Below are 20,901 nucleotides of genomic sequence, written 5' to 3'. Positions count from 1 at the left end.
GCAGTCACTGCGCGACACCGTCGGCGTGGTCACCCAGGACGCCCACCTCTTCCACGACACCCTGCGCGCCAACCTGGACTACGCCCGCCCGGGCGCGAGCGAGCAGGAGATCATCGAAGCCTGCCGGGCCGCACTGATCTGGGACGCCGTCAACGCCCTGCCCGACGGACTCGACACCGTCGTCGGCGACCGCGGCTACCGCCTCTCCGGCGGTGAGAAGCAACGGATAGCCCTCGCCCGGCTGCTGCTCAAGGCCCCGCCGATCGTCGTACTCGACGAGGCCACGGCCCACCTGGACTCCGAGTCGGAGGCAGCCATCCAGCGCGCCCTGAAGACCGCGCTCGCCGGCCGCACCTCCCTGGTGATCGCCCACCGGCTCTCCACCATCCGCGAGGCCGACCAGATCCTGGTCGTCGAGGCCGGACGCATCCGCGAACACGGCACCCACGACGAACTCCTGACCGCCAACGGCCTCTACGCCGACCTCTACCACACCCAGTTCCAGACGCAGGGCACGTCGGCACGTGAAGCGGAGCTCCGCTGAGGTCAGGGCAGTCCGACGAGCCGCTCGGCGCCGAGGAGGACTCGGGCCCGAGACGCCGGACGCCGGGCTCAGAACACGGCAGCCGCGTTACACCTGCCACGCCGCCGCTGTCCAACCGCGCCCTCGCGCCGGTTGAACAGCGGCGGCGGCTCAGGCCGCGATCGGTGCCACGGTGGGCCGGGCCAGCGCCACGTAGTCGGCGACGCAGAGCGCGACCGACAGGTCCAGCCGGCCGGCGTTGAAGTAGATCTCGTCATGGACCAACAGGCCCTCGTCGACCAGCAGGTCCAGCTCGGGTGAGAACGCGAAGGGCGTGATCGAGCCGCTGATGCTGCCAGCCAGCCGTTCGGCGACCTCGCGGGCGGCGAAGGAGGCCTCCCGGCCGCCGTACCGCTGCGCCAGCGCGTCCAGGTCGACCCGATGGTCACCGGGAACCACCGCGAGCACATAGCGCCGGGAGCGCTTGCCGGTGGCGACCCGCACCACGATGGACTTGGCAGCCTGCTCCAGCGGGTGCCGCCGCAACCGGCTGGCCACGTCGGTCCGCCCCTCGGGAGGGTGCGGAATCATCCGGTAGGACGCGGCGGCGGCCTCGAACAAGTCGGTCAGTTTCTGCAGGACATCGCGATTGTCAATCACCGGGGATCACCTGCCGGTGAACGGGTATGCATCGGACGGACAGAGCAAGGCAATGCATGAGGTCTCCGCAACGAGAAAAAGGTTCACGGGCGGATGAGTGCCGCCCATCGGTGTTTTGGTCCAGCGGGATCTGGCCGCCTGCTCACCATTCGTGCGCGACTCGTGGGGCGCGCGAATCCACGGGATCGCCATCGTATTGACCGCACCCCGCACGTCATCTCGACCGAACGGTGAACAGGTGCCGTATAAATCGCCGTCGCGCCGCTATTTCGGCGAGTTCCCCCGGCTTGCGGTAGGTTTTTCGGAGAACCGCTCCCGCGGCACACGCCGAACCACTCAAGATGGAGGCAGAGTTGACGGGGGGCCTTCGAGACCGGCCTTCGAGAGTGGGGGAGCCACCGATGACGGAGTCGGACCGGATAGAGCAGATGTTCTGCCTGCCCTATGCGGGCGGTACGAGCATGATCTTCAGCAAGTGGCCGCGGCCGGCCGGCGCCCCGCGCCTGTCCGGCCTCGACTACCCGGGGCACCTGCTGACCATGGGCCAGGCTCCGGCGGCCGACCTTCCTGAGCTGGCGGCGCGGTTGCTCCCAGAGCTGCTCGGCGCGGGGGAGCGGCCGTACGCGCTGTTCGGGGTGAGCATGGGCGCGCTGGTCGCCTACGAACTGACGCTGGCCGCCGAGGCGGCGGGCCGCCCGCCTGCGCTGCTGGTGCTGGCTGCCTGCCCGGCGCCGTCACAGTTGCCCTGGGAGCCCGAGTGGTTCGGCGGACTGGACGACGACGCTTTCCTCGGGACCTTCGCGGACCTCTACCGGGGCCTGGACCTGGAGATGCTCACCAACCGGGCGATCCGCGAGCTGGTGATGCCGGTCCTGCGGCACGACGTGGGGCTCTACGGCCGTTACGCCGAGGCCAACCGGAACCGTACCCCGGTGCCGGTCTCCACCGACCTGCTGGTGCTCTCGGGAGTGGAGGACATCACCGCCACCGCGGCCCGGGCGGAATCCTGGCGCGACTACTCCACTGGCGTGGTGGAGTGCCTGGAGGTGCCCGGCGACCACTTCTTCGTCGACGAGCGGGCGGCCGAGCTGGTGGCCCTGCTGACCGACCGTCTCGGCGCCCACCGCCTTCCGGCCTGGTGACGGTGGCGGACCGGGAGCCCGACGGCCCCCGGCCCGCAACGCGTACGGGCGGCACCCTCCGCTTTGCAGGGAGGGATCTTCGTCGGAAAGACTTGGCCGTCCTCGCGGGCGTGAGGCGGCCGTGGACGACCGGTCGCGGTGGCCGAAAACAGATCCGCTCCCGGGCGGCGTCGGGCTGCAGATGTCAGCCCAGGGGTTGACAGGTTCCGTCGGTCGTTGCCGCCCAAGGTCCGATGCGGTGCGGGCCCGGCCCTCTTCACCATGGTGATCATGATCGAGATCAGAGAACTGACGAAACGTCACGGCAGAGCCACGGTCGTCGACCGTCTGAGCTTCACGGCCGAGGCCGGACGCGTCACCGGACTGCTCGGGCCGGAAGGCGCGGGCAAAAGCACGACATTGCGGCTGCTGCTGGGCCTGAGCACTCCGACCGACGGCAGCGCCTCGATCGCCGGCCGGGAGTTCCGCGACGGCCCGCCCGGGCCGCGCGAGGTCGGCGTACTTCTGGAAACCAGCGGCGTGTACTGCCGCCATGCCGGCAACACCGCCCGGGAGTCCCTCACCGGGCTGGTCCGCCGGTACGGGCTGCCCCGCGGCCGGGTGGACCAGGTGCTGGACGAGGCCGGCCTGGCCGAGGTGGAGGACCGCCGGATCGGCACCTTCTCGCTGGGCATGCGCCAACGCCTCGGCGTCGCTTGTGCGCTGCTCGGCGACCCGCCGGTCCTGGTCTTCGACGAGCCGCTCAACGGGCTGGACCACTGCGGGCTGGCCTGGGCGGGCAACCTGTTCCGGCGGCTGGCCGGTGAGGGCCGCACCGTGCTCGTCTCCGGCCAGCCCCCGATACAACTCACCGGCCTGGCCGAGGACCTGGTGGTCGTCTCGGACGGCCGCAGGGTCGAGGGGCGGCGGGCAACGCTGCTCCTCGGCCGTGAGGCCAGGCCTCGGGTGCTGGTACGCACCCCCGACGTCGCGGTGCTGACCGCGCTCCTGGCCGACGAGGGTGCCTCGGTGGTATTGAACGACGACCAGTCGCTCACGGTGACGGGCCTGACCGCGCAGCGCATCGGGGACGTCGCTTTCCTCAACGTCGTACCGGTGCACGAGCTCGTCCCGGAGAAACCCGGGCGCTGACGCACGCCCGTCAGTCTTTCCCGGCGCCGCCCCTCTGCCCACCCGACGGGCCGGCTGTTCAACCGGCGCGCCGACGCAGTTGCACAGGGGGAGCGGACGTCCTGGGCCTTTTCGGGCCACCCGGCGTCCGGCTTCCTGTTCAAGGACCGTGCGCGGCGGGCGAGTATTGATCCACTGCGCCGCCCCGGGCCATCCTGATTCCGGAGAGCGCGCTGCGTGCGGCAATCCGTGTATGGCGAGGCGGATGTGGTTTCGTCGGCTTTCCGGGCTCCGGCCCGAGCTGATTCTCTCTGGTCGTCATTCCGTCAACGTGCGGCCGAGCACCCGTGATTCCGGTTACCTCCCGGCCGCTTGGTCAATTCCTTCTGGTTTATTTCTGGAGAGAGGGAGCAGATGCCCGACGAGAAGCTTTTCCTGCGGTCGAAGGCCATCATCGAGCCGCTGGTGGACAGGTTCTTCGCCTGGCCGTACACCATCGCGCCGGTGCAGGCGGCGATGAACCTCGCGTTCCTGCAGGTGCCGCTGCTGGAGTCGTACCTGCAGTCGCCCCAGGTGCACGTCACGGCGAGCAACAACCTGGAGCTGCGCGGGGGTTACTTCATCAACATCCCCGAGTCGCGCGCCGACGAGGTCCGCGACCTGCTCGCCACGATCAAGCGTGACCGGGCGGACATGCTGCGCTTCGCCGAGGCGATCGCCGCCGGCCAGGAGATCCTGCGCGCGAACGCCACCGGCTACGACCTCACCCCGCTCTACTCCAAGATGCCCGAGGAACTGGGCGGCCTCGTCGAGCTCGTGTACGACACCGACAACCAGGCACAGATCCGCTTCATGGAGCCTCTGGTCTACAAGAGCAAGGTCTACGACGAGTCTCGCCAGTCGGTGCAGCTCTCCCTGGAGACCGGGATCGAGCGCCCGTTCATTCTGAGCACCCCGCGTCTGCCCTCGCCGGACGTCCTGGAGCTGGACATCCCGTTCCGTCACGAGGGCCTCGCCGAGCTGTTCAAGGCCCGTGTGCACGGCGCCACGCTCGCCCACCTCCGCGAGGCGCTGGGTCTGGACGATGCCCAGGCCACCCAGCTCACCAAACTGCTGACCGACCGTCCGGAGCTGTCCGAGGACCGCCACATCGACAGCGGCGGCCGGATCCGCTACTTCGGGCACGCCTGCCTGGTCCTGCAGACGCCCGAGGCCGCGATCGTCACCGACCCCTTCATCAGCGCCGACAGCACCGCCGGCGACCGGTACACGCTGGACGACCTGCCGGACTTCATCGACCTGGTGCTGATCACCCACGGCCACCAGGACCACATCGTCCTGGAGACCCTGCTCCAGCTGCGCGGCCGCCTCGGCGCGATCGTCGTCCCGCGCTCCTCGCGCGGCAATCTCGCCGACCCGTCGATGGCGCTGATGCTCCGGAACCAGGGCTTCAACGTCATCGAGGTCGACGACTTCGACGAGGTCGAGTTCCCCGGCGGCAAGATCACCGCAACGCCGTTCCTCGGCGAGCACTGCGACCTGGACATCCGCGCCAAGTCCACCTACTGGGCCGAGCTGGCCGGCAAGAAGGTCTTCATCGGCGCCGACTCCTCCGGCATCGAGCCCTCGCTCTACCGCTACGTGAAGGACCATCTGGGCACCGCCGACATCGCGTTCCTCGGCATGGAATGCGACGGCGCGTCGCTGATCTGGCTCTACCAGGCGCTGCTGACCGTCCCCATGCCCAAGAAGATGACCAGCACGCGCAAGCTCTCCGGATCCAACGCCGAGCAGGCCGCCGCCATCATGACCGAGCTCGGCGCCCGCGAGGCGTACGTCTACGCCATGGGCGAGGAGGAGTGGCTCGGCCATGTGATGGCCACCACCTACAACGAGGACACCTACCAGCTCAAGCAGATCGACGAGTTCCTCGCCTGGTGCAAGGACCGCAACATCAAGGCCGGCCACCTCTTCAAGCAGCAGGAGTGGCGCTGGTAGCACCGCGGCACCGGCAGGGCCCGTCGGGGCAGGGCACCAGGCCTTCGTGAGCCGCGAAGACCCGGCGGCCCTGCCCCGTCCGTCTGCCCGGATCCGCGAAGCCACGTCCCCCACGAAACGCCATCGGCAATCGGCCCGTTCAGGAGGTAGCCAGCACATGGCTGTGCAGGACATCGTCTACTGCGAACTGTTCACCTCGGACAAAGTCTCCGCCGTCGACTACTTCGTCTCGGCCCTGGGCTTCAGCAAGGTCGCGGACTCGGTGGAGACCGACCGCAGCTCCGTGCTGCTGTGCCAGGGGGACGTGAAGCTGGTGGTCACCTCGGGCCGGGGCATCTGGCGCTTCCTCGACAGCCACGGCGACGGCATCGCCGACCTCGCCTTCAGCTGCGACGACCCGGCGGCAGCCGGCGAGCGGGCGGTGGGGGCCGGCGTCATGCGGCTCGACTCGGCCCGCGGCAACCTCGTGGTCTCGGGCTTCGGCGGTGTCGTCCACACCCTGCTCCCGGCCGCCGTCCCGCAGGGCGAACTGCTCGCCGACGGCCGCCGATGGATGCCCTGCCTGCCCATGCCGACGGTCACGCCCGCCCGGATCCGGCTGCTCGACCACGTCGCGGTCTGTCTCGCGGGCGGCACCCTCGACTGGTACGCCGACTACTACCGGGACGCTTTCGGCTTCTCCCGGTACTCCTGCGAATACGTCTCCGTCGGCGGCCAGGCGATGGACTCCATCGTGGTGCGCAGCGCCTCCGGCCGTGCCACCTTCACCCTCGTCGCGCCGGATCCGGCGAAGGAGCGCGGACAGCTCGACACCTACCTGGAGCGCAACAGCGGACCGGGCCTGCAGCACCTGGCGTTCCTCGTCGACGACATCATCGCCGCGGTCGGCGAAGCCCGGGACCGTGGCGTCGAGTTCCTCAACACCCCCGACGCGTACTACGACTTGCCGGCCGAGCGCTTCGAAGGGGACGCCCAGCGGATATCCGAGCTGCGCAAGGCCCAGGTGCTGGCCGACCGGGACGAGTGGGGCCACCTCCTCCAGGTGTTCAGCCGCTCGCCCTACGAGCGCAACACCCTCTTCTTCGAGCTCATCCAGCGCCAAGGCTCCCGGGGCTTCGGCAGCGCCAACATCCGGGCCCTCTACGAAGCCGTCGAGCGCGACCGGCTGACCTCCTGACGGGCTCAGCGACGCACGCGTGCGCCGGTCCGAGGCTGAGGAGCCGCAGGGCCCACGACCCAGCCGCCGGCCCGGTGGCTGTGTGCCGTGGCCCTGTACCGGACCGTCCCCTTGCTGGTCCGCCCGCCCGTCAGTTCTTGTCAAGGAACTCGATGATCGCCGTGTTGACCGCGTCCGGGTTCTCCAGGTTCCCCAGGTGGCCGCACCGGGGAATCTCCAGGTAGTCGCAGTCCGGAATGGCGTCAGCGACCTCTGCGACCAGATGCGGCGGGCAGATGAGGTCGTCGGAGAAGGCGATCGCGCGGCAGGGTACGGCTACCTGGCGCAGGGCCTCGCGGCGGTCACCGGTGGCGTCCACGCTCTGCTGGCCGGGCGCGCTCTGGCCGGCCGTCAGCTCGAATATCTCCAGCCAGCCCGCGGCGACGTCGTCGTCGTTGAGCGTGGTGGGGGAGAGCATCTCGAGAACCGTGCGCACCGCCTCGTACTTGGGCGGCAGCGTGATGCCGGAAGCGGTCAGTGAGCGCTCCGCGGCCTGCATCATCCGGCGGGTGGCGTCCGAGCGGGCCCGGGTGGCCAGAAGGACGGCGCACTGCACCAGGTCCGGCCGGGCGAGCGCGATCTCCTGGGCGATCATGGAGCCCATCGAGGTTCCGACGATCCGGCACGGCCCGATCTCCAGCGCCTCGATCAGGCCGAGGGTGTCGGCGGTCATGTCGGCGAGCGTGTACTCCCCCAAGGGCGCGTCGGAGGGGGCGATGCCCCGGTTGTCGAAGACGATCGTCTCGTAGCCGGCCTTGTTCAGGGCCGGGGTCTGGTGCATGGTCCAGACCCGGCCGGCGGCTCCTGAACCCATGATGAGGAGCACCGGCTCCCCATGGCCGGACCGCTGGTAGGACAGCCGGATGCCGTTGGAGTTCACGAAGGGCATGACGGTGCTCCCCCGCCGGCGACGGGTGTGGGCATGACGGCCTCCTGGATGTCGAACGGGTGGTGAGTCCGGGCCGGCTGTCCGCGGCCGGAGGGGAGGTGACCCCCCGGGCGCCGAGGAGTCAGTGATCGCCGGTGCGGAGGGGCTCGGGCCCCTCGCCGCGGTGTGGCAGCATGTCACGATGACACCGGGCCGTCGTGTCGATCAAGGTGCGGCCCGGCGCGGCCGAGTTCACGCTCTCGTTTGCTGTTCAACCGAAGCGCGGGGCCAGTTGAACAGTCGGCCCGACGGGCTCGCGGTGCCGGTTGACCCGGCGGAGTGGCTCCGGTACTCGGCATCGGAATCGTCGATCGGATTCGCGAGGCCGATGGCGCGCTTTCGCCTAGGAGATGTTCAACCGACGCAACGCTGCAGCTGAACTCCTCCCTCTTCAGCCGCGGTTGAGGGTCGGTCGTCGGCGGATTGGATCTCGCCTGTGGCTCGACACTGCTGCGCTTGAGAGCGAACATGGGTACGGGTGTTCGGAAGTTGCTCATGTGACTCACGGGACAGGAAAGCGTTGCCTTACCTAATTTGCGATCGGCTCCATCGGCAGTGGTTGTCGAGCGCTGTCCGGCTTCTGAGGGCTCAGCTCCTGAACCCCGGACGGCGCCCGGAGGTGCCGTCCTGGGAACTCCGGCCCTGATCAGTCGTGATCGACGACTGACGGGTTGATCCGTCCATCAATGGGGGAAAACAGAATGAGTCGCGACGACAGTGATGTGGTGGATTCGGTGGGGTTCGATCCTGTAAGAGGTTCGGATCACCTTGCCAGAAGCAAGGCAATTCATGGACGAGGTGTCGTCTCCGTCCCGATCGCCTTACTCATCCCCGGAGATTCGCCCCGCCTCGACGGGCAGGACACGGAGCACGTGGCCCGGCTCGCCGAACTCAACGATCAGCTTCCTCCCATTCTCGTGGACCGCAGCACCATGCGCGTGATCGACGGGATGCACCGCCTCCTGGCCGCCTGCCTCAGGGGACAGGAGACCATCGAGGCGGAATTCTTCGACGGCACCCCCGACGAGGCGTTCCTGCGGGCCGTCGAGGCGAACGTGACGCACGGGCTTCCGCTCTCCCAGGAGGACCGGCGGGCCGCGGCCGCGCGGATCGTCGAGGCCCACCCACAGATGTCCGACCGGGCCATCGCCAAGGCGTCGGGCCTCGGGACGAAGTCGGTGGCCGCGATCCGGCGCAGTCTGGCCCTGTCGCAGGAACAGCCGACGGCCAGGATCGGACGGGACGGCAAACTACGGCCGCTGAACAGCGCCGAAGGCCGCCGAAGAGCCGCCGAGCTGATCGCCGAGAACCCGCATGCCTCGCTGCGCGAGGTCGCGCGGCGCGCCGGGATCTCGCCCGCCACCGTCAGTGACGTGCGCAAGCGGCTGCTGTCCGGGGAACTCCCGGTCGCCGAGCGCCGGCGGGCCGTCGCCGACGAGTCGTCCGCCGATGCAGGCCTGCCGGCGGTCCCCGGGCGCATTCCCGCCCAGCGGACCGTCCGCAAGGTGCGACGGGTCGAGCAGCCGGACCCGGTCGAGCTCCTGGACAAACTGCTCAGGGACCCGTCCCTGCGCCACAAGGAGGACGGGCGCCACCTGCTGCGCCTGCTCCAGCAGAATGCGCTCGGCAACCAGATGTGGCACAAACTGGTCGCCGTCGTGCCGACGCACTGCTGCGACCTCGTCGTCGACCTCGCGCGCCAGTACGCCGAGACCTGGATGGAGTTCGCGCAGGAACTGGACGAGAGCATCCGGGCCATGAGCGTGGAGGCCCAGGTGTCGCAGCAGCAGGTCGGCATGGGCGCATAGGAACAGGCGCGCGCCGAGGATCGGCAGGACCATGGTGGCCGGCCAAGCCGACATGGCCGGACGCCCCGCTCCTGCCGACCTCGGCGAACCCCCGCACACCGTGCGGGCTCGAGCCGGGTGCGGTGGGCCAGGGCCGGGACGCAGACCGCCACCGCGAACAGGACGACCGAGCCCAGTGGCCGAGGCCGACAGCGGACGCGGACGGGCCCTGCCGCTCCCTGAGGAAGTAGCAGGGCCCGGGCTAGCCAGGGGTGTCACCGGACTGCGCTGACCCCGGAGGTGGAGGGTTCGACCTCACACGTAGACGGTGGCCAAGGTTGCGCCGGTCACCGGAGAGGTCGGCTTGAAACTGTAGTTCAGCGTCACCTTGTTGCTCGTCTGGTTGTAGACCGGGCAGGCATCGGGGGTGAACGAGTAGTCGCTCCCGGTGAGGTTGATCATCCATGCCACGCAGGGGTCTTCGTCCCAAGGCTTCCACGGCTGCAGGTTTTCGACGTAGCCGGTCACATGAGCGGTGCCGTCGCTCTGCGGACACACAGTGATCTGGCCGTCGCCCCAGGACTTGGCGTCGCTCACGGAGACGCACGACGCGGACTGGGGTGTGGCCGCCGCGTGCGAAACGGGTACGGCCAGCAGCATGAGTGCCCCGGTGACGCCTGCTAAGGCAGTCGAACGGAGAATGTTCTTCATGGTCTCAATTCATCCTCTCTCGAAAGACTGGGGGGATGAGCAGCGAGCCGGACACCTCTCGAGCAAAACGTCCATGAGGCTCGCTCCGGCGAATCGGTGATTCATCATCCGATGCGCATGCGAGGAAACCATGAGCACGAACAAAAACACCAGTGTGTGTAACGTCCAGCGGACGCGGACGATGGAATGCACCCGTCCGAAGCTGGATGTCCTGAAGTTTCTGATCGCATTCCTTCCGGCGCGTGTGGTGGGTGCGGAATGCCATCTGCCAGCCAGGTCCGTCAGTGCCGCCGCCAGCCCAGTGGTTGAAGGGCCTCGGAGAGTTGTGCCGCCAGTCCGGCGGCGACGCTGAGGTGGACGAGGCCGGTGGGCCGGCCGGTGGCGTGCTCGATGCGCAGATCCTCGATATTGACGCCCGCCTTGTCGACATCGTTGAACAGCCGTGCCAGCTCGCCCGGCTGGTCCCCGATCGTCACGGTCACCACCTCGAAGTGCTCGGGCTGGTTGCCGTGTTTGCCGGAGATCCGGCCACGGCCCCGCTGCCCCTTCCGCAGCATCCTCTCGACGGTCTCCGCACCGGCGCGGCGCTTGGCTTCGTCCGTCGTCGCGATGGAGCGGAGACCCTCGATCATCTGGTCCAGGTCGGCGCCCAGCTCCTCCAGCAGGTCGGCCACCGCCAGGGCGTTGGCGCTCAGGATGCCGATCCACAGCCGGGGGTCGGCCTCCGCCACCCGCGTGAGGTCTCTGAGACCCGGCCCCGCCAGGCTCACCGAGCGTTCTCCGGCGTTTTCCAGGCGCATGGCCACCAGACTCGCCACGACATGGGGTGCGTGGGAAACCAGCGCCACCGCACGGTCGTGGGCGGAGGCCTCCATCACGACCGGCACGGCACCGCACAGCGCCACCAGACGCAGCGCCATATTGAGTGTCTCCGTGTCGGTGTCGGCCGTGGGGGTGAGGGCCCAGGTACGTCCCTCGAACAGATCGGCCCGGGCAGTGAGCGGGCCGCTGCGGGAGGCGCCGGCCATCGGATGACCCCCGATGTAGCAGGACGTGTCACAGCCGAGAGCAAGGGCATCGTGCCGTGGCTCCGCCTTCACGCTCGCCACATCCGTGTAGTGCCGCGCCGTCCCCGCCGCCTGTGCTTCCGCCAGTACGCGGCCCACCAGCGGTGGCGGCACGGCCACCACCGCCAGGTCCACGGCCTCCGCCGGGTCGTGCGGATCGCCCGCCCCCAGGGCAGCGGCGGTCCGCACCGCTGTGGAGTCCACATCCCGGAGATGCACGCTCACCCCACGCGCTCGCAGAGCCAACGCCACCGAAGTGCCCATCAGCCCCGTACCGATCACCAATGCGGAGTGCATGGCGGCACGCTCCATCCCGTCGGTTGCTCGGTCTGCCGGGACCATAGACGGCCGGTACCAGCCAATTGAAGGCGCACGAAGGCTGAACACGCACGGGCCGCACTACAGACGCAGTCACCCCGCACAGGGCTGGACCGGGTGCTCGCTGCCCAGAATTCGCTTGGTGCTGATAGAATCCCTGCGAATTCTTTCGGGCAATGGGTCCGGATTGTTTGGGGGTTGGTGTGGTCGCTGGTCGTGTGGTGAGGTTCGACAGTGCGCGGGGTTTTGGGTTCATTGCCCCGGACGACGGTGATGGGGACGTCTTCCTCCATGTGAATGACCTCGTCATTCCAGAATCCATGGTGCGTACCGGTCTGATGGTCGAGTTTGAGGTCGAGGAGGGCGATCGAGGGCCCAAGGCCTCGAACATCCGACTCGCGCCGGGTGCCACGGTGCAGTTCGCGTCGTCGGCGGGGTCGGGTGACGACTCCCTATGTGATGTCCTGCCGACCGTTGAGTACATGAGCGAGGTCACCGAGCTCTTGCTGCAGGCCGCCCCGACATTGACGGCACAGCAGATTCTGCAGATCCGCAATGACCTCGTGATCCTCGCGAAGAAGCACAACTGGACCGAGGACTGAGCCGCCTTTGGCGGTGACGGTATTCACCGAGCGGCCGGGCGATGCCGCCCACCGCCTGCACCATACGGAAGACGACGAGCCAGCCCGTCGTGGGCGCCAGACTGCACAGGGCCGATCCTGTGCCGTTCGGAAACTCGTCGCCGCTGGTCAGGCTACATATCTGTACTCGTTGATGACGCCGCCGAGTACTCGGGTGCGGAGGAGTCGGCGCGCGGTCAGGTTAGTCACGGTTGCAGGGTGCACCTGGGTGAGGGGAGCAAGCTGTCCCCGGCCCTGATGTGGGCGATGGTGGTTGTAGTGCCGGGCGTAGCTGTCCAGGACCTGCCGGGCGTGGGCCTTGTTCCAGATCAGCAGGTGGTCGAGGGCTTCGCGCCGCAGGGTTCCGATGGCCCGTTCGCAGTGCGCGTTCATCCGAGGAGCTCGCGGTGCGGTCCTCAGGGTCTCGATGTGGTCGGCTGCGAAGACCGCGTCGAAGGACTCGGTGAACTTCGCGTCTCGGTCGCGGATCAGGAGGCGGAGACAGTCGACCCGGACACCCAACTCGAGGGCGAGGTTTCTCGCCTGCTGCACCGTCCACGGCCCGGTCGGATGCGCAGTAACTCCTGCAATGTGTAGTCGGCGCGTGCCGTGCTCGAGGAAGACCAATGCGTACACGCGGCGCAGGTCGATCAGGTCGATGTGCACGAAGTCGCAGGCGATGATGCCCTCGGCTTGCGCGGTCAGGAATTCACGCCATGTCGGTCCGCTGCGACGCGGGGCCGGATCGATGCCGGAAGCCGTCAGGATCTCCCAGACCGTCGTGGTGCCGATCGGATGCCCCAGACGAACGAGTTCGCCCTGAATCCGACGACAGCCCCAACGCGGATTCTCCTGGGCCAGCCGCACCACCAACGCCCTTACCGCGCTCATGGTCGGTGGCCTGCACGGCCTTCTGCGGCGCTTGCTGTAGTCCCACTTGCGTGCGATGAGTCTTCGGTGCCACGCCAGAAGGGTCGCGGGCGTGACCGGGAAAGCGCGCGACCACCGACGTCGCGGGATCAGCCCGGACAGTGCCGCGAACCACAGTCGGTCCGCCAGCTCATACCGCACCGGGCCCGTGAGCTGCCTGCGCAGCACCGCGTTCTCATGCTGCAGCACCAGCAACTCGGCGTCCTTCGCCGCGCGCTGGCGCACCAGTACCGCCGGGACCGACAGCAGCTTCCGGGTCACCTGGTACATGAGTGAGACGAACATCCAGCCAGGGTTCCAGGAGGCCATCGCGGCGCGCCAGACATACTCCGAGCAGCAACGATGAGTTTCTGAACGGCACAGGCCGAGTTGTTCACGCCCGATGGTGTCTGGCACTGGCCTTTCGGGGACCGGCGCGTCGAGGGGCGCGAGGCCCTGCGGGCCTACTTCGCCTCTCGTCCGGCGGACAGGTTGTCGCGCCGTCTGATGACGAACATCCTGGTGACCGTGGATCCCGAGGCGGCAGCGCGGGCGGTCTCGTATCTGACGACATACCGCGTCGATGGCTACTTAGGTGGAATGATCGAGCCCAGGCTCCCGGCGAACGTCGGCCACTACGAGGACATCTTCCGCAAGATCGACGGCGCCTGGTTCCTCGCCAGCCGCACTGTCTTCCTACCCTTCGGCGGCGGAACGGAAGGATTCCCCGCCGCGGATGCATCACACGCCTGACGACACCCGGGCCGGCAGCGCGGGTGGTGCCTGGCCGAGGCGGCGGGCCCAGTCCTCGCCCAGGGCCCTGTCCCGGCGGTGCTCGGCTTCGCGGCGGCAGACCGCCGAGCAGTAGCCGGTGCGGACCCTACGCCTCGCTTCGAAGGAGTTCTCGCAGACCGGGCAGGTCCGGCTCTCCGTCTGGGCCTGGCGGCAGGCGGTGCGACGCTCACCCGAGCAGACCAGGCGCTTCGGGCTGAGGATCGTGGTGAACTCCCGCTCGCATTGGGGGCAGGTCCGCCGCGTGGGCACGTGCGAGCAGGCCTTCTCGCGGCAGGGGCGATCGGTATCACCGGGCGATTATGCCTTGTGTTAAGGTCATGCATTTGCGTGGTCGTCGCGGTGGGCGATTCTGCTTGTTCGGTTCCGTTTGTGCGTGGGCTGTTCGATCCTGCCGGGCCTTCCTCGGTACGTTCCCCTGCGGAAGGCGCTTCATGAAGCATCCCGATGACTCCGGCAGCACTCACGCCGGTCCCGCCCAGCCCGGGGCCACGACCCCGGCGCCGCCCCCGACCGTCTCCTTCGCCGGTCTGGAACTGCCGGTGGAGGTGCTGCGGACACTGAGCGGACTCGGGGTGCGAGAACCCTTTCCGATCCAGGCCGCCACACTGCCCGATGGCCTGGCGGGGCGCGATGTCCTGGGGCGCGGGCGCACCGGATCGGGCAAGACGCTCGCCTTCGGCCTGCCACTGCTGACACGTACGGCTGGGCGGCGCGCCGAACCGAAGCAGCCCCTCGCGCTGATCCTTGTGCCCACCCGGGAGCTGGCCCAACAGGTCACTGAGGCGCTGGCGCCGTTCGCCGAGGCACTGCGGCTGCGGATGGCCACGGTCGTCGGCGGTATGTCGATCGGCAGGCAGGTCGCCGCGCTGCGCCATGGAGCCGAGGTGGTCGTCGCCACGCCCGGACGCCTGCACGACCTGATCGAGCGCAACGCCTGCCACCTGGGAAGGGTGCGGATCACCGTGCTCGACGAGGCCGACCAGATGTGTGACTTGGGATTCCTGCCGCAGGTTGTCGACGTCCTCGACCAGGTGCACCCCGACGGTCAGCGGATGCTCTTCTCGGCCACTCTGGATCGCGACGTCGATCAGCTGGTCCGCCGCTACCTCCACGACCCCGTCGTCCACTCGGTCGACCCGTCCGCGAGCATGGTCACGACGATGGAGCACCACGTTCTGGTCATCCACGGCCCTGACCGCTACGCCGTCACCACGGAGATCGCCGCCCGCGACGGCCGCGTACTGCTGTTCCTCGACACCAAGCACGCCGTCGACCAGCTCACCAGGCATCTGCGGGCCAGCGGGGTGCACGCCGGGGCCCTGCACAGCGGCAAGTCCCAGCCACAGCGCACACGGACCCTGGCGCAGTTCAAGAACGGTCAGATCACCGTTCTGGTGGCGACCAATGTCGCGGCCCGTGGCCTGCACGTCGACGACCTCGATCTCGTAGTCAACGTCGACCCGCCCACCGACCCCAAGGACTATGTGCACCGGGCGGGTCGCACCGCCCGCGCGGGTGAGTCCGGCAGTGTGGTGACGCTCGTGCTCGCGGGCCAGCGCCGCGAGACGACCCGAATGATGGCCGGGGCCGGCATCGAGGCAACCGTCACCAAGGTGCGCTCGGGCGAGGCGGAGCTGAGCCGGATCACCGGCGCCAAGGCTCCCTCCGGGACCCCGCTCGACGGCGGTGCCGCCGTCCCCCGGCCCAAGAACACCAACGCTCCCTTCCGTGGCATCGGCACCAGCAAGGGCACCTCCCGCGGCGCCGGCGGCAAGTCCCGAAAGGTCGGCGAGGCCCGCAAGCTTGCCGAGGCCCGCAAGGCCGCCCTCGTGCGTCGCAACGGCTGAGAGCCGTTGCCCTGGCCGTGAACGTCCTGGCAACCGGGTCGACGGCCCTCGGCCCGGCCCGAAGCCGTCCCGTGCGCTTCACCTACGAAGCGAACGTTCTCGGCCGCGAGAGGGATACCCGCCGAAACGGAGCAGGACGATGTTGCCGGCGCCCCGCACCGTGCCCGGCATGACAAGCTGTGCTTGCCCACCCCCGAACCCAGGAGGTCACCATGACCGCAGAGCCCGTATCTACGGAAGGTTCGGAGCCGGCTGCCCCCGAGACGTCCCCTCTGGCGCCGGACAGCGACGGCCACTACGACCTCAAGCGCAAGTTCCGCGAAGCCCTGGCGCGCAAGCGCGGTGCGCAGGCGGACGCCGCCGATGTTGCCGCCAACCCCGATGCGTCGAAGGTGCGTGCGGCGCACGGCCCGGCTGCGAGCCAGCGGTCGTTCAGGCGTAAGAGCGGCGGCTGAGTCGATCGGTCACGCGATCTGGCCGCTCGACCAGCACTCTGAGCGCCACCCACTCGTGCGCCCCGTGCAGTGGCCCGCAACGTGCACGTACCCCTTGTGCGCGTTGCGGATGAGGCGTAGTCGGCGGTCTCGCCTGTGGGAAGGGCCCAGCTGTGGGTGGCGCGGGCCGGTGGCGCCGCCGCGCTGGAATTCCGGCCAGGACGTCCGACCGGCGACGTCGCACGGTGGCCAGGACGTAGCTGACGGCCCGGCGCGACGCCGGCGCGTCTAGCCGGCGCTGCCACCGAGGCCTGTGCCGCTCGAAAATGCGATTCGGTGCTCTGCACTGTGGTGATGCCGTGCGGTCAGGCAGCGTGGCGGTACTCATTGATCAGGCCGCAGGCAGCTGTGGGGGCGCGGGCAGTGGGAGGCACCAACGGTTCCGTGAGGTGCTTCATGGCTACGACCAGCACCTTCCGCATCTCAGGCGGGCCTCGACCAGGCCGCAGACCAGCTGATCAAGACACTCCTGCCGGACATGGCCAGGCGTGACGACGATGTGACACTGCTCTTGATCGGGCTGCCCATGCTGAAGGGAGAGGACTTCCGTGCCTGATTGCCGCGACCTCGGTCTTCTTCGACTTCGGCGTGGCGCAGTGCCCGCGTCGGCAACGACGCGGGCGGCACCGGCCGCCGACCACGGCCGGAATCTATACATTTGTGCAGTAGGGATCACGGCTGTCGGTCGTGTGGCCGTAGGCCCGTGCTCATGAACCTCGCAGGCGAGGCATTATGTCCGATTTGAGTGCCCCGATCGTGGCCACGTTCCTCGTGTACGTGGCCGTCATGATCGGAACTGGTGTCTGGGCCTATCGCCGTACGCACACCTTCGCCGACTTCGCCCTGGGAGGCCGCAGGCTCCCCGCGTTCGTCGCTGCCTTGTCCGCAGGGGCCAGCGACATGTCCGGTTGGCTGTTCCTGGCGTTCCCGGGAGCGGTGTACGCGGCCGGTGTCGGGGCCAGTTGGATCGCGGTCGGTCTGGTGCTCGGTACGTACCTCAACTGGTTGTTCGTGGCGCCGAGGCTGCGCACCTACACGGAGCGCGCCGGGAACGCGGTGAGCCTGTCGGCCTACCTGGAGGAGCGGTTCGAGGACCGCACCAGGATGCTCCGGATGGTCTCGGCGGCGGTGACCCTTGTGTTCTTCACCGTGTACGTCGCCAGTGGGCTGGTGGCCGGCGGGCTGCTGTTCGGGCACATCTTCGGTGCCGGGTTCCGGCTCGGGGTGGCCCTGACCGCCCTGGTGATCGTCGTTTACTCATGTCTGGGCGGCTTCCTGGCCGTGAGTCTGACGCACGTCATGCAGGCCACGCTGATGTTCCTCGCCCTGCTCGTGCTGCCCGTCGTAGGTATCGCGACGTTCGGTGGCTTCGCAGCGCTTCGTGACTCCCTCGACAGCAAGACGCCCAGCCTGTTGGACATGGGTGCCAAGGTCGACTTCGTGAACGGACGGTGGTCGGGAGGGAGCGGGTCGCTCGGTGCTGTCGCGATCATCTCGTTGCTCTCCTGGGGCCTCGGTTATTTCGGTCAGCCGCACATCCTGGCCCGCTTCATGGGCATCCGCAGTACCGGTGCCGTCCCCGCGGCCCGTCGTATCGAGACCGGGTGGGTGGTCGTGGTGCTGGCCGGTGCCACGTTCGTGGGCCTGCTGGGCATCGCGCAGTTCGGCACGCCGCTCCATGACCCGCAGACGGTGTACATCGCTCTGAGCCGGACCCTGTTCAGTCCGTGGGGCGCCGGTGTGATGCTGATCGCGGTGCTCGCCGCGATCATCTCGACGGCGGACAGCCAGCTCCTCGTGTCGTCCGTCGCACTCACGGAGGACTTCTACCACGCGTTCCTCAAACGGCGCGCCTCGGACGAGGCACTGGTGTGGGTGGGTCGCGCCGCCGTCGTCCTCGTGACCCTCGTGGCCTCCGTGATCGCGCTCAGGGGCGGTGGGCTGCTGGGGATCGTGGGGTATGCCTGGGCCGGCTTCGGGGCCGCTTTCGGCCCGGTGGTCCTGCTCTCCCTGTACTGGCCGCGCATGACCTGGGCGGGGGCGATGGCCGGGATCGTGTCCGGCGCAGTCACGGTGCTCCTGTGGCGTGTGGTCATGCCGCTGCACGGCCCCTTCTGGTCGGGCATCTACGAGATGATTCCGGGCGTCCTGGTCGCCACCGGCGCGGCACTGATCTTCGGCAGGTTCGTCGGCCGGCCTCCGAAACGGGCCTTCTGGCGGATGCCGGGCGGTGGGGTGAGCCAGCTGATGCTCACCCCCTTCCTCAGCCACGCACCGGTCGGCATCGCAGTCCTCGACACGGATCTGCGGTACGTCTGGGTGAACGAGCCACTGGACCGCCAGATCCCCCTCGAACGACGGCTGGGCCGGCGGATGGCGGAGATCCTGCCGCAAGCCGAGGCCGACGCCTTCGAGGAGAAGATGTACGAAGTCCTTCGGACCGGCGCGCCAGTGATGGACTACGAGTACCGCGGTGCCGGCTACACGGTCCACGACCGAAGCCGCGCGATCTCCGCCTCCTTCTTCGCGATGAAGGACCGCCACGACCGGAACGTCGGCATCTGGTACATGATCATCGACGTCACCGAGCGCTGGCGGGCCCAGGAACGCCTGGCCCTGCTCAACGACGCCGCCGCGCGCATCGGCAGCACCCTGGACGTCACCCGGACCGCGCAGGAACTGGCCGACGACGCGGTGCCGGCCGTCGCCGACTTCGTCGCCGTCGACCTGCTGGACTCGGTCATGAGAGGCGAGGAGCCGACCCCCGGGCCGGTCGGCATGGCGCCCGTCATCCGCCGTGCGGCCCAGCAGTCGGTCCGCGAGGGCTGCCCCGAGGCGTCACTGGCCGTGGGGGAGACAGTCCGACGTGCGCCCGCCACGCCCGTGACCCGCTGTCTGCTCGAGAGCAAGACCCTGGTCGAACGGGTCCTCGACCGCACCAACAGTCCGTGGGTGACCGAGGACGAGACGCTGGGCGCTTCGCTCCTGGACTACGACTTCCGCTCGGTCATGGTGGTCCCCGTGCGGGCGCGCGGCGTCACCCTGGGAGTCGCGACGTTCGCACGGTCCCGGCGGCTCGGCCCCTTCGAGGACGACGACGTCCGCCTCGCCGAGGAACTCGTCTCCCGTGCGGCGGTGTGCATCGACAACGCACGCCGTTTCACCCGTGAGCGCACGGCGGCCCGCTCCATGCAGCGTTACCTGTTGCCGCAAGACCTGACGGGAGGATCCGCTCTCGCCGTGGCCTCGTGGTACCTGCCGGCGGATGCCCCCAGCGGCGTGGGCGGCGACTGGTTCGACGTGATCCCGCTCTCCGGGGCAAGGGTCGCGCTGGTCGTCGGGGACGTGGCCGGGCACGGCATCAACGCGGCGGCGACCATGGGGCGCCTGCGCGTCGCGGTACGCACGCTCGCCAACCTCGACCTCTCTCCGGACGAACTGCTGGCCCATCTGGACGATCTGGTCATCGGCCTCATGGGGGCGCACGACATTGATGCTCCGTTTGCGGCCGAGGGCGAGGCGACGGGCACCGCGTTCCTGGGCGCCACCTGCCTGTACGCCGTCTACGACCCGGTCAGCAGGCTGTGCACCATGGCCCGGGCCGGTCACCTCCCCCCGATGATCGTCGCTCCCGACGGTACCGCCGGCATTCTGGACCTGCCCGCCGGGCCCCCACTCGGCCTCGGCTACCTCCCCTTCGAGTCCATCGAGACCGAGCTGGAAGACGGCAGCCTCATCGCCCTCTACACCGACGGCCTCATCGAGTCCGTCGGCCGGGACATCGACGTCGGGCTCTCCCGACTGGGCAATGCCCTCGCGGCGCCCCTGCCGACCCTGGCGGAGACCGGCAAACGAGTGATCGACAGCCTACTGACGGGTCCGCCTGCCGACGACGCGGCCCTACTCCTCGCCCGTACCCGTGTCCTGGCCCCGGACCGCGTCGCCACCTGGGACCTGTCCACCGATCCGGCCGCCGTCGCGCACGCCCGCGACCTCGCGGCTCGGAAGTTGACGGAATGGGGCATCCCCGATCTGACGTTCACCACGGAACTCATCGTCAGTGAACTGGTGACCAACGCGATCCGCCATGCGACCGGACCGGTCTGCCTGCGTCTTATCCTGGACCGCGGCCTGATCTGTGAGGTCTCCGACGCAAGCAGCACCGCGCCCCGGCTGCGTCACGCGCGGACCACCGACGAGGGGGGACGGGGACTGCTGATCGTTGCCCAGATGGCCCGCCGGTGGGGCACTCGGTACACGAAGACCGGCAAGATCATCTGGACGGAGCAGGCCATCGCGGCTGACGCGATCGGCTAGGGCGGGACCGCAAGGTGGGAGCGTCCTCGCGTAACTACCGGTTCTCGGCGAACGTGCAGGTCGTCGAGGACGCTGAGACCCGCCTGGTAGTGGCCGTGGCCCGGCCGGTGCCCGGCAGCACAGCGGACGCGAAAGCCTGGCGTGACTCCGGCCTGGCCGAGCACTGTGAGGGCGTGACGGTCCTCGGTGACGGCGCCTATATCAACACCGGCCTGATCGTCCCGCACGGCAAACGGCCCGGACGGCCGCTGCTGAAGGGCGAGGAAGAGGACGACGCCGCCCATCGCAAGGTCCGTGCGCGTGTCGAGTACTTCTTCTCCCGGATGAAGAACTACAAGAGCCTCCGCGACCGCCGACAACGGGGCGACGGCCTCCACCTCGCCGTCCAGGCCGTCGCCCGCAGGCACAACCTCGCTTGTCATCTGTTGCCGCCGCGCTCCTCAGCTTGAGGACACCTCC

The 20,901-nt window shown here is 68.9% G+C and carries 16 protein-coding genes and 2 pseudogenes; 12 read left to right on the top strand and 6 right to left on the bottom strand.

Annotation, left to right across the window (positions count from 1 at the left end; all coding sequences use genetic code 11):
* Window positions 1–544: ATP-binding cassette domain-containing protein (locus ABZ845_RS25630; protein WP_360983524.1), on the top strand; the 544-nt coding region annotated here is incomplete at its 5' end.
* A 150-nt stretch (window positions 545–694) separates the two neighbouring features.
* Here the strand turns inward: ABZ845_RS25630 and ABZ845_RS25625 are convergent.
* Window positions 695–1,114 carry a YbaK/EbsC family protein gene (locus ABZ845_RS25625; protein ID WP_360983532.1) on the bottom strand — a complete coding sequence of 140 codons (420 nt, stop codon included), beginning with the start codon at window positions 1,112–1,114 and terminating at the stop codon, window positions 695–697.
* A gap of 470 nt (window positions 1,115–1,584) precedes the next feature.
* Here ABZ845_RS25625 and ABZ845_RS25620 point away from each other — a divergent pair, with 470 nt between their 5' ends.
* The 4 genes from ABZ845_RS25620 (at window position 1,585) to hppD (ending at window position 6,610) form a co-directional block, all read left to right on the top strand.
* Window positions 1,585–2,325 carry an alpha/beta fold hydrolase gene (locus ABZ845_RS25620; RefSeq protein ID WP_360983522.1) on the top strand — a complete coding sequence of 247 codons (741 nt, stop codon included), beginning with the start codon at window positions 1,585–1,587 and terminating at the stop codon, window positions 2,323–2,325.
* Window positions 2,326–2,595: 270 nt separating this feature from the next.
* Window positions 2,596–3,456 (top strand): ATP-binding cassette domain-containing protein, encoded by an 861-nt coding sequence (locus tag ABZ845_RS25615; RefSeq protein WP_360983520.1) that lies wholly within the window; start codon window positions 2,596–2,598, stop codon window positions 3,454–3,456.
* Between the two features lie 393 nt (window positions 3,457–3,849).
* Entirely contained in the window at window positions 3,850–5,433 is a 1,584-nt protein-coding gene (locus tag ABZ845_RS25610) for an MBL fold metallo-hydrolase (RefSeq protein WP_360983518.1), read from the top strand.
* 157 nt (window positions 5,434–5,590) lie between these two features.
* The gene (gene hppD, locus ABZ845_RS25605; protein ID WP_360983516.1) at window positions 5,591–6,610 is read left to right on the top strand and encodes a 4-hydroxyphenylpyruvate dioxygenase; all 1,020 of its coding nucleotides are present in this window, start codon (window positions 5,591–5,593) and stop codon (window positions 6,608–6,610) included.
* A 130-nt stretch (window positions 6,611–6,740) separates the two neighbouring features.
* On the opposite strand, the gene ABZ845_RS25600 is transcribed toward hppD, so the two are convergent.
* Window positions 6,741–7,538, bottom strand: a complete 798-nt coding sequence (locus tag ABZ845_RS25600) for an alpha/beta fold hydrolase (protein ID WP_360983514.1) — start codon at window positions 7,536–7,538, stop codon at window positions 6,741–6,743.
* Window positions 7,539–8,449: 911 nt separating this feature from the next.
* Here ABZ845_RS25600 and ABZ845_RS25595 point away from each other — a divergent pair.
* The gene (locus ABZ845_RS25595) at window positions 8,450–9,385 is read left to right on the top strand and encodes a winged helix-turn-helix transcriptional regulator (RefSeq protein ID WP_360983512.1); all 936 of its coding nucleotides are present in this window, start codon (window positions 8,450–8,452) and stop codon (window positions 9,383–9,385) included.
* A gap of 294 nt (window positions 9,386–9,679) precedes the next feature.
* On the opposite strand, the gene ABZ845_RS25590 is transcribed toward ABZ845_RS25595, so the two are convergent.
* On the bottom strand, window positions 9,680–10,075 hold the full coding sequence (locus ABZ845_RS25590) for a hypothetical protein (RefSeq protein WP_360983510.1): 396 nt from the start codon (window positions 10,073–10,075) through the stop codon (window positions 9,680–9,682).
* A 281-nt stretch (window positions 10,076–10,356) separates the two neighbouring features.
* A complete protein-coding gene (locus ABZ845_RS25585) occupies window positions 10,357–11,439 on the bottom strand; it encodes a prephenate dehydrogenase (protein WP_360983508.1) in 1,083 nt (360 codons plus the stop codon).
* 224 nt (window positions 11,440–11,663) lie between these two features.
* Here ABZ845_RS25585 and ABZ845_RS25580 point away from each other — a divergent pair, with 224 nt between their 5' ends.
* Window positions 11,664–12,062 carry a cold shock domain-containing protein gene (locus ABZ845_RS25580; protein ID WP_360983506.1) on the top strand — a complete coding sequence of 133 codons (399 nt, stop codon included), beginning with the start codon at window positions 11,664–11,666 and terminating at the stop codon, window positions 12,060–12,062.
* A gap of 147 nt (window positions 12,063–12,209) precedes the next feature.
* On the opposite strand, the gene ABZ845_RS25575 is transcribed toward ABZ845_RS25580, so the two are convergent.
* Entirely contained in the window at window positions 12,210–13,295 is a 1,086-nt protein-coding gene (locus ABZ845_RS25575) for an integrase core domain-containing protein (protein ID WP_360983504.1), read from the bottom strand.
* Window positions 13,296–13,373: 78 nt separating this feature from the next.
* Between ABZ845_RS25575 and ABZ845_RS25570 the strand changes: the two are divergent.
* Window positions 13,374–13,742: pseudogene (locus ABZ845_RS25570) on the top strand (nuclear transport factor 2 family protein); the annotation flags it as partial.
* Here ABZ845_RS25570 and ABZ845_RS25565 read toward each other — a convergent pair.
* Complete coding sequence (locus ABZ845_RS25565; protein ID WP_360983503.1) at window positions 13,731–14,033, bottom strand: hypothetical protein; 303 nt, start codon at window positions 14,031–14,033, stop codon at window positions 13,731–13,733. The pseudogene ABZ845_RS25570 and the gene ABZ845_RS25565 overlap by 12 nt on opposite strands.
* A 182-nt stretch (window positions 14,034–14,215) precedes the next feature.
* Here ABZ845_RS25565 and ABZ845_RS25560 point away from each other — a divergent pair, with 182 nt between their 5' ends.
* The 4 genes and pseudogenes from ABZ845_RS25560 to ABZ845_RS25545 form a co-directional block, all read left to right on the top strand.
* Complete coding sequence (locus ABZ845_RS25560) at window positions 14,216–15,631, top strand: DEAD/DEAH box helicase (RefSeq protein WP_360983501.1); 1,416 nt, start codon at window positions 14,216–14,218, stop codon at window positions 15,629–15,631.
* A 212-nt stretch (window positions 15,632–15,843) separates the two neighbouring features.
* On the top strand, window positions 15,844–16,086 hold the full coding sequence (locus ABZ845_RS25555; RefSeq protein ID WP_360983499.1) for a DUF5302 domain-containing protein: 243 nt from the start codon (window positions 15,844–15,846) through the stop codon (window positions 16,084–16,086).
* Window positions 16,087–16,857: 771 nt separating this feature from the next.
* Window positions 16,858–20,442, top strand: a complete 3,585-nt coding sequence (gene putP, locus ABZ845_RS25550) for a sodium/proline symporter PutP (RefSeq protein ID WP_360983497.1) — start codon at window positions 16,858–16,860, stop codon at window positions 20,440–20,442.
* 2 nt (window positions 20,443–20,444) lie between these two features.
* A pseudogene (locus ABZ845_RS25545) lies at window positions 20,445–20,891 on the top strand (transposase family protein); the annotation flags it as partial.
* Window positions 20,892–20,901: the final 10 nt, after the last annotated feature.

Source organism: Streptomyces sp. NPDC047022, from assembly GCF_040644155.1.
In the GTDB taxonomy this organism is placed as follows: Bacteria; Actinomycetota; Actinomycetes; order Streptomycetales; family Streptomycetaceae; genus Streptomyces.
The sequence above is the reverse complement of the archived record's forward strand: the minus strand, read 5'-3'. Positions and strand labels throughout refer to the sequence as shown.